This window comes from Thioclava sp. F36-7 (assembly GCF_002020075.1).
Lineage (GTDB): Bacteria > Pseudomonadota > Alphaproteobacteria > Rhodobacterales > Rhodobacteraceae > Thioclava > Thioclava sediminum.
Map to the genome: position 1 here is coordinate 1 of NZ_MPZR01000023.1, position 9,077 is coordinate 9,077.

General features: G+C 60.2%; 7 protein-coding genes and 2 pseudogenes. 7 read left to right on the forward strand and 2 right to left on the reverse strand.

What is annotated here, in order from left to right; all coding sequences use genetic code 11:
* Window positions 1-125: 125 nt before the first annotated feature.
* Window positions 126-340 (forward strand): annotated as a pseudogene (locus BMI89_RS20355) (transposase); the annotation flags it as partial.
* Here the strand turns inward: BMI89_RS20355 and BMI89_RS20360 are convergent.
* Window positions 330-1,157: an IclR family transcriptional regulator gene (locus BMI89_RS20360; protein WP_143593986.1), complete on the reverse strand. Its 828-nt coding sequence runs from the start codon at window positions 1,155-1,157 to the stop codon at window positions 330-332. The pseudogene BMI89_RS20355 and the gene BMI89_RS20360 overlap by 11 nt on opposite strands.
* A gap of 98 nt (window positions 1,158-1,255) precedes the next feature.
* On the opposite strand from BMI89_RS20360, the gene BMI89_RS20365 reads away from it, so the two are divergent.
* The 6 genes and pseudogenes from BMI89_RS20365 (at window position 1,256) to BMI89_RS20390 (ending at window position 8,543) form a co-directional block, all read left to right on the forward strand.
* Window positions 1,256-3,397, forward strand: a complete 2,142-nt coding sequence (locus BMI89_RS20365; RefSeq protein WP_078572590.1) for a malate synthase G — start codon at window positions 1,256-1,258, stop codon at window positions 3,395-3,397.
* Between the two features lie 2 nt (window positions 3,398-3,399).
* A pseudogene (locus BMI89_RS20370) lies at window positions 3,400-3,816 on the forward strand (heme-binding protein); the annotation flags it as partial.
* A 135-nt stretch (window positions 3,817-3,951) separates the two neighbouring features.
* The gene (locus BMI89_RS20375; RefSeq protein WP_078572592.1) at window positions 3,952-5,094 is read left to right on the forward strand and encodes a TRAP transporter substrate-binding protein; all 1,143 of its coding nucleotides are present in this window, start codon (window positions 3,952-3,954) and stop codon (window positions 5,092-5,094) included.
* Between the two features lie 59 nt (window positions 5,095-5,153).
* Window positions 5,154-5,762 (forward strand): TRAP transporter small permease subunit, encoded by a 609-nt coding sequence (locus BMI89_RS20380; RefSeq protein WP_078572593.1) that lies wholly within the window; start codon window positions 5,154-5,156, stop codon window positions 5,760-5,762.
* A gap of 14 nt (window positions 5,763-5,776) precedes the next feature.
* Window positions 5,777-7,195, forward strand: a complete 1,419-nt coding sequence (locus BMI89_RS20385; RefSeq protein WP_078572594.1) for a TRAP transporter large permease subunit — start codon at window positions 5,777-5,779, stop codon at window positions 7,193-7,195.
* Window positions 7,185-8,543 carry an amidase gene (locus tag BMI89_RS20390; RefSeq protein ID WP_078572595.1) on the forward strand — a complete coding sequence of 453 codons (1,359 nt, stop codon included), beginning with the start codon at window positions 7,185-7,187 and terminating at the stop codon, window positions 8,541-8,543. The genes BMI89_RS20385 and BMI89_RS20390 overlap by 11 nt, the downstream gene beginning before the upstream one ends.
* Before the next feature lie 346 nt (window positions 8,544-8,889).
* On the opposite strand, the gene BMI89_RS21050 is transcribed toward BMI89_RS20390, so the two are convergent.
* Window positions 8,890-9,077 (reverse strand): hypothetical protein (locus BMI89_RS21050; protein WP_210402190.1); only part of this gene is annotated, 188 nt, incomplete at its 5' end.

Genomic DNA, 9,077 nt, shown 5'->3' on the forward strand with positions numbered 1-9,077 from the left:
TGGCCCGCTGGGCAAAAGCGCCCCGGCAGCCGCCAGCTATCTGAAAAGCGCAGCTGCCGGGGCGCGAAGCGTTCCCTCCGCTTCAATCCCATGCCCTCTCTGGTGGCAGACTTTTGCTCCGCCCAGTGGCCGGTTTTTGCTCCGCCGTTGACAAGGCGTTCATCCTGAAGCAGCGCGAGCAGGGAACATCGGTGGTTGAGATCTGCCGCAAAGCTGGGATAAGTCAGGCAATTTATTTCAACCGGAAGAAAAGTATGGCGGCTTGCTGCCGGACGAGATGCGTCGGTTAAAAGCGCTCGAGGACGAGAACACGCGATTGAAGAAGATCGTCACGGAACTTCCGGCTGAGAGCTTTCGACAAAGCTTTCCAGTCCGCGCCCGGAGCCGAGTTGACGCGTCAAATCTCGGGAGGCTTCTCTTACGAGCGTCCCGACTTCAAATATCCGAGGGCCAACCAGCCGCGAAGAGAGGGCAGACACCGAAATCGCCCCGACTGCTTCGCCGTTCGGAGACCATATGGCTGCACCGACACATCGCAAACCCGTGGCATGTTCTCCGTCATCGATCGCGTAGCCCCGTTCACGACACACTTGGATGTCTGCGACCAGAGATGATATGTTTCGATGTGAGCGCGAGGTGAGCGTGTGGAACCCGACCCGATGAGCGAGAGCGACGATGTCGTCGTCTGGCCAGGTCGTCAGAATTGCCTTGCCCATCGCTGAACAGAATACCGGCACGCGCCCTCCGGGTGGAGCGATCGCACGAACAATCTCGCGGCTTTCAGACTGCGCGATCGTTACGAGATAATCCTGATCCAGGATCCCAAGGTTAACCGTTTCACGAGTCGCATTTCGCAACCTCCGCATTATGGGGAATGCTGGCGCGACCAAATTTCGACGGCGAGTATATGCTGTTCCAACCAAATAGGCTTGTCGCCCCACCCGCCAGAGAGAATTCACTTGGTCGAAATGGGCATATCCAGAATTTTCCAGCGTTGTGAGAAGCCTGTGCGCGGTTGAAACGGCCAACCCCGACATGCGCGCCAGATCGCTTACGCGTTCGCCCTCATTAGATTGTCCAAGCAGGTCCAGAAGCCGCAGGGCTCGCCCCACGGACTGCACGCCAACACCTCTTTGCTGCTCAATCTTCAGAGCCATCGCTGACCGACCTTTCCACATCGTGAAAAAAATATATACATTTCTTACTATCTTCCAATGGGCTCCTTAGCTTTTGCGAACGGGAGAGGGAGCATTCAATGAATGGATATGTCGAACGTCACGGACTTATGGTGACGAAAGCCTTGGCACAGCTCCTGGAAACGCGCATCCTCAAGGACGTCTCGGCGGACGTATTCTGGTCGGGCTATGCTGCGTTGTTAAGCGATCTCGCACCGCGGAACGCGGCCCTTCTGGCGCGACGCGACCAGTTGCAGACGAGCATCGACAACTGGCATCTCGCGAACAAAAGCAAGCCTATCAACGGGGAAGCCTATAGCGCATTCCTGACTGAAATCGGATATCTGGTACCCGAGCCCGCGCCCTTCACGATCACTACCGCAAACGTCGACCCTGAACTGGCGCTGATCGCTGGCCCACAACTCGTGGTTCCGGTGATGAATGCCCGATTTGCCCTGAACGCGGCGAATGCGCGTTGGGGCTCGTTGTATGACGCGCTTTATGGGACGGATGCGATCCCCGGTGGTGCCTCGGGCAGCGGCTATGACCCGATGCGCGGCGCCGAGGTGATCGGCTGGGCACGCGCACATCTGGATGCGGTCGTGCCACTCGACGGCGCCAGCTGGGCTGATGTTCAGGCGCTCAACACGATCGAAGGCAAGTTTCTCGCGACCGTCGATGGCAGAGAGATCGGCCTTGCGATCCCGGCCCAGTTCGCCGGTTACAATGCGGCGGGCAGCGTGTTCTTGCGCGCCAATGGCCTGCTGATTGAGATCGTCATCGACCCCAACAGCCTGATCGGGCGAAACGATGCGGCTGGCATTGCGGACATACGCCTCGAAAGCGCCCTCACGGCGATTCAAGATTGCGAAGATTCTATTGCGGCCGTCGATGCCGAAGACAAGTGCGCTGTCTATGAGAATTGGCTTGGCCTGATGGACGGCACGCTGAACGAGACCTTCGAAAAGGGCGGCACAACGATGACTCGTCGCCTGAACGACGACATCGAATATTTCGACCCACAGGGTAAACCCGTCACTCATCCGGGCCGCGCGGTGCTCTTAGTGCGCAACGTCGGCCACCTGATGACCACGGACGCCGTGCTACTCGACGGCGAGGAGACGCCTGAGGGAATGCTGGACGCGGCAGTGACGGTAGCCGCGGCGATGCACGATCTTGCCCGCGACTCGAACCGCAATTCCCGTACCGGCTCGATCTACGTGGTGAAACCGAAAATGCACGGCCCCGACGAGGTCGCCTTCGCGAACGAGCTCTACGGCCGTGTCGAAGATATCCTCGGTCTGCCGCGGAACACGGTGAAGCTTGGCGTGATGGACGAGGAACGCCGCACCTCGGCAAACCTTCTTGCTTGCATCGCCGCCGTGCGCGAGCGTTGCGTGTTCATCAACACAGGCTTCCTTGATCGGACCGGCGACGAGATTCACACCTCGATGCAGGCAGGCCCCGTCATTCCCAAGGGCGAGATGCAAGGCTCGGCCTGGCTGCAAGCCTACGAGACGGGCAACGTCGATGCTGGTCTCGCGGCAGGCATGCAGGGCAAGGGGCAGATCGGGAAGGGCATGTGGGCGAAACCCGATGCCATGGCCGAAATGCTCGAGGACAAGATCGGTCACCCTCGCGCCGGGGCGAATACGGCCTGGGTGCCCTCGCCGACGGCGGCGACGCTACATGCAACGCATTACCACCGTGTGAACGTGCGCGCTGTTCAGGACGAGCTCAAGCTCCGGCCCCGCGCTCCGCTCGCCGATCTCCTGAGGCCGCCGCTGCTTGGCGGACGGAACCTCTCCCAGGAGCAGGTACTGCGCGAGATCGATAATTCCTGTCAGTCGATCCTCGGCTATGTGGTACGCTGGGTCGATCAGGGGATCGGCTGCTCCAAGGTGCCCGACATCAACGACTTCGCGCTGATGGAAGACCGGGCGACGCTGAGGATCTCTTCGCAGTATCTGGCGAACTGGCTGATGCATGGCATCTGCAGCCGCGACCAGATCGAGGACTCGCTGCGTCGTATGGTGGCAAAGGTCGACGCGCAGAACGCCGACGATCCGAACTACACGCCGATGGCGCCGGGCTATGACGGGCCGGCCTTCGAGGCGGCGCGCGACCTGATCCTGCGGGGTGCAGTGCAACCTTCGGGCTATACCGAGCCCCTGCTCCACGCCGCGCGCCGCAAGGCCAAGGCCTTGACTGCGAAAGGTTGACTATGCTGACGGTCAAGCGTCTCGACATCGCCGACGCTCGCACTCTGATCGCGGGCGCGCGCGCCAAGGCCACCGAGATCGGTGTGCCGATGTGTATCGCGATTACCGACGAAGGCGGCAATCTCATTGCCTTCGAACGGATGGATAGCGGCAAGGTGACCTCGATCACCATCGCGATCGACAAGAGCTACACTGCCTCGGCGGCGAAAAAGGCGACGCACGAATACGGCGCGGCAAGCCAGCCGGGCGCGCCCGCCTATGGCATCGGCAGCTCGATCGGCGGCCGGCTGATGGTGGTGGGTGGCGGCCTTCCGGTGAGTTTCGACGGCGAGGTCGTGGGAGGTATTGGCGTAAGCTCGGGCACACCGGATCAGGACCGCCAGGTCGCACAGGCCGGGATCGACGCCTTTCTGGCCAGCTTGGTCACTGATCGGAATTTCACACGGCGAGAGGAGGTCGAAAGGAGCGGGACAGTAGTCAAACCGACACCGCGGCGCGCACGGAAGAGGAGCCGGTAAGCGTCGATGCGAGATTATAGAAAATGGGAGGAATTCATGAATAAGACCAGTTCGAAAGAGGCGGTCAACCGCCGCTCGTTCCTGCGGACGGGCCTCGTTGGCGGCGGTGCCGCAGCGGCAGGCTCGATGCTAGCAGCCCCAGCCGTCCTAGCGCAGGCGCCGATGGTTCTAAAGATGCAGACGTCTTGGCCGGCCTCGGACATCTGGCAGGTTATGGCCCAGCAATATGCCGACCGCGTCGAGCAGATGTCGGGGGGGCGTCTCAAGATCGACCTTCTGCCCGCAGGCGCGGTGGTCGCGGCCTTTCAAGTCATCGATGCTGTGAACGACGGCGTTCTCGATGCCAGCCACTCGGTCTGTGCCTACTGGTATGGCAAGAACAAGGCCGCCTCGCTCTTTGGAACCGGTCCGGTCTTCGGCGGCTCGCCCACCACGATGCTGTCGTGGTTCTACGCTGGTGGTGGCGAAGAGTTCTTCCGTGAACTGCTACAAGACAAGATGGGTATGAACGTCGTGGGCCTTCTGGGCTTCCCGATGCCAGCACAGCCACTCGGGTGGTTCAAGAAGCCGATTACCGGCGCGGGCGATCTCAAAGGCTTGAAGTATCGTACCGTTGGCCTTGCTGCTGACGTAATGCAAAGGATGGGCCTGTCGGTCGCGCAGCTTCCAGGCGGCGAGATCGTGCCTGCAATGGAGCGCGGCGTCATCGACGCCTTCGAGTTCAACAACCCCTCGTCGGACATGCGGTTCGGTGCGCAGGACGTGGCCAAGTACTACTACCTTGGCTCGTATCACCAAGCGTCCGAAGCGTTCGAATTCCTGTTCAACAAGGACGTCCTGGACGACATGGATGACGATCTGCGCGCCATCCTGCGTCATTCGGTCGAAGCCGTCTCGACCGCTAACACGGCCTTCGCGCTCGACAACTATTCGTCCGACTTGCAGAAGCTGCAAAACGACAATGGGGTCAACGTCGAGCGCACGCCGCAGGACATCCTTGCCGCGCAGATCGATGCCTGGGACCAGCTGATCCCCGAACTCGAAGCCGATGAGCTGATGAAGCGGATTCTCGACAGCCAGCGAGCTTGGGTCGAGCGGGTGACCTATTATGAGCTGCTCAATGCTCCGGATTATGCGCTGGCCTACCAGCACTATTTCCCCGGCAAGGTTGAGCTCTGACGAAACCCCGGGGGCGGAAGTGATTTCCGTCCCCCTTTTTCCTTTCGGGAACAACTGGAATGCTCCGCTTTATCTCCTTCGCTGACCGCCTTTCTGGGTGGTTCGGGAAATCGTTCGGATGGCTGGTTCTGCTGATGACCATCGGCATGAGTTACGAGGTGATCGTTCGCTACATCTTCAATAGCCCGACGCCTTGGGCCTACGAGCTCTCGTTCATGATGTACGGCGCGCTGTTCATGGTCGGCGGCGCCTACACGCTGGCACGTGGAGGGCATGTCCGGGGCGACTTCGTCTATCGGATGTGGCCGGTGCGCGTGCAGGGTCTGGTTGACTTCGTGCTCTACGTGATCTTCTTCTTTCCAGGCATCACAGCGCTGATCTTCGCCGGATGGAAATACGCCGCACGTTCGATCCGCTACGGCGAGGTGAGCGCCTCGAGCCCCGCCGGCATTCCGATCTATCAATTCAAGGCCATCATGGTTCTGGCGGGTGTCCTGCTATTCATTCAGGGGCTTGCGCAGCTTTGTCGCTGCATCATCGCGATCCGCGATGGCGTATGGCACGAGGCCGCGCCGGACGTCGAGGAAACCGAGATGTTGGCGATGCAGGAACTCGGTGAGGACTTTGCTCACCACCCTGACCACATCGACCCCCCCAAGAGCCACTGACAGGAGCCTCGACCATGACCGACCCTCAAATCGCTCTGTCGATGCTGGGCATCTTCATCTTGCTAGTGTTCCTGGGTTTCCCGATCGCCTTTACGCTGATGGCCCTTGGCATCGGCTTTGGTTATTTCGCCTATTTCGATGCCGGACGCATGTGGCGTGCCTTCGACCGGCTGCCTGTTGATGCCGACAGCTGGACATCCTTTACCAACTGGATTGAAGGCTTCTTCAACAATAGAATATTCGACCTCTTCATCAACCAGACATACACTGTAATGTCGAACGAAGTCCTGACCGCGATCCCGCTGTTCCTCTTCATGGGTTATGTCGTGGAGCGCGCGAACATTGTCGATCGGCTGTTCTCATCGTTGAACGTCGCAGCCAAGAACATTCCGGGCTCGATGGGTGTCGCGGCACTTATCACTTGCGCACTTTTCGCAACGGCCACCGGCATCGTGGGCGCGGTGGTGACGCTGATGGGGCTTCTCGCCCTGCCAGCGATGCTCAAGGCGCGCTACGAACCAAGTTTTGCAGCGGGTATCATCTGTGCGGGGGGCACGCTGGGTATCTTGATACCGCCGTCAATCATGCTCATCGTCTATGCCGCGGCCTCGGGCGTTTCGATTGTGCGCCTCTACGCCGGGGCGATGCTGCCTGGCTTCCTGCTGGTGGGCCTCTATCTAGTCTACGTCGTGGGGCGAGCGGTCCTCAAGCCGTCCTCGGCCCCCCGCCCGACGTCCGACGAAGTGCCGGACATGCCGAAGGTTGAAGTCTTCGTGATGCTGGTAAAGTCTTTCTTCCCCCTGGCGGTGCTGATCCTCTCGGTGCTCGGCTCGATCCTGTTCGGTCTTGCGACGCCAACCGAGGCGGCCTCTATCGGCGCCATGGGCGGGCTGGTGCTTGCCGCGGCCTATCGTGCGCTGACGTTCCAGCGGCTACGCGAGTCGGTCTATCTCACGGTGCGGACAACGGCGATGGTTTGCTGGCTGTTCGTGGGTAGCTATACCTTTTCTGCGGTCTTCTCCTATCTGGGGGGCGAACAGCTGATCTCGGAATTCGTGACGGGTCTGGACCTGACGCCGTTGCAGTTCCTTCTGCTCGCACAATTGATCATCTTCCTCTTGGGCTGGCCGCTCGAGTGGTCCGAGATCATCATCATCTTCGTGCCGATCTTCCTGCCGCTCTTGCCACATTTCGGGGTCGACCCGCTGTTTTTCGGCATCCTCGTTGCGCTGAACCTGCAAACGTCGTTTCTGACGCCACCGATGGCGATGTCCGCCTATTACCTAAAGGGAATCGCGCCCCCCGAGATGAGGCTGACGCAGATCTTTGCCGGGATCATGCCGTTCCTGTTCATGGTTTTCCTGTCGATGGCATTGGTCTACTTGTTCCCGCAGTTGGTCTTCACTCTGCCGGAGGCGATCTATGGCAAGTGATCGAGAGGACCTCGCCGGTGCGGATGTGATCCGCTTGCGCGACCGGCTGGCAACGGGCGCGCTGAGCGCCCGTGACCTCGCCGAGGCGCTGATCGACCGAATCGCGATGGTCGAACCCGAGGTTGGAGCCTTTGTCTGGTTCGACCCGGAATTCCTACGTGCGCAGGCGGCACAGGCGGATGCCTATCGCAAATCCGGCAGACCGATAGGCCCGTTGCACGGCCTGCCCGTCGGCATCAAGGATGTGATCGACACCGCAGGCATTCCGACCGAAAACGGAACACCGCTCGATGCCGGACGTCGGCCCGAGGCTCATGCGGCAGTGGTCTCGCGGCTGCTGTCTGCCGGGGCGTTGGTGCTTGGAAAGACCGTTACGACCGAGTTGCAATTTCTCCATCCTTCATCCACGCGTAACCCTGCGAACACCGCGCACACGCCGGGTGGGTCTTCCGCTGGGTCGGCCGCCGCTGTTGCCTCGGGTATGGCGCCACTGGCAATCGGCACCCAGACGGGCGGGTCAATCATCCGGCCGGCTTCGTATTGCGGATGTGTCGGCTACAAACCAACTTTCGGCAGCATTCCCAGCCGGGGCGTGCTCGCGCAGTCCCCCAGCCTCGATACCGTCGGCGTGCTCGCCCGCGACACGCTGGGGGCAGCGCTGCTTGCCGACAGCCTCTTTGGCTCCGACCCAAGCGACCCTTCGGACCTGCCCCGTCCTGCTCCCGGCCTTTTCACTGCGGCAGGCACAGAACCACCGGTCGAGCCCACCCTTGCCTTTGTCGACATGCCGGGCGGCGATGCAGCGCATCCCGAGATGAAGGAAGCGATGGCTGAACTGATCGAGTGGCTTGGCGAGTGCGTCTGGTCCACCTCGCTCCCCAAGCTGTTCAGCGATGCTGCAAGGATTCGCTCCCAAATCAACGACGCCGAATTGGCGCATTGCTTCAGGGGATACGCAGCAAAGGGATGGGACAGGCTGTCGAGTGAAATCCAAGCGGCTATTGAACGAGGTCGATCGATCTCGGTTCCCGATTATCTGGCAGCCCTCGATCTGCGGTCTGTATTCAGCGCGGCGCTTGACGAAATACTGTTGCGTGCAGATGCATTGCTCGTCTTCGCCGCATCTGGCCCTGCGCCGGCGGGCTACTCTTCGACGGGTGACTCGATATTCAATGGCGTTTTCACCTTCACCGGTCATCCCTCGATCACGTTGCCCGTGTTGACCGATAGCCACCGAATGCCGATGGGGGCCCAGCTCGTTGGTCGCCGAGGGGATGACGCACGCTTGCTCCGCACGGCGAACTGGCTTGAAACCCGCCTGAAAATTTCTGGGACCACTGCGGGATGAATGGAGTTTCCATGACAACAGATAGCACTCTCAAAGTACTCGCCTTCCTGACCATGGTGCTCTTCATCGGTATTCTTGTGCTCAAAGTCCCGCGATGGGATCTGGGTATCGTAGTGGGACTGAGCGTCCTCGCCGCCGCTTGGGATTTTTTTGCTCCACCCTCAAAGCGTTAGGCTGGTAATGTCAGAGCAAATTTGCTTGAGGCAGCGAGGGCGGCTTTGGAGCGTCGTCAGATGACAAAACGCTCGCCCCTACTCTACTTCAAAACGTTGCGTGAGATCGTCCGCTTAGCCGTGATAAATTAAATCCACTTTCCCCTGTCGCTTTGCGTCGTCGAGGATCGACTTCACGAGCGCGGCATCGACATCTGCCACGAATCTGTTCGTTTCTGGTCGGACCATTCCGGCCCGATGTTCGCTTGCGAGATCGTCCAGAACTGCGCCGAAAGGCTGCGATCTGAGCTACCCCCTGAAATTCGGACACTGACATAAGCTACGATTTGCAGTCTGCTGATCTTCGACGAGAAGGAGATCA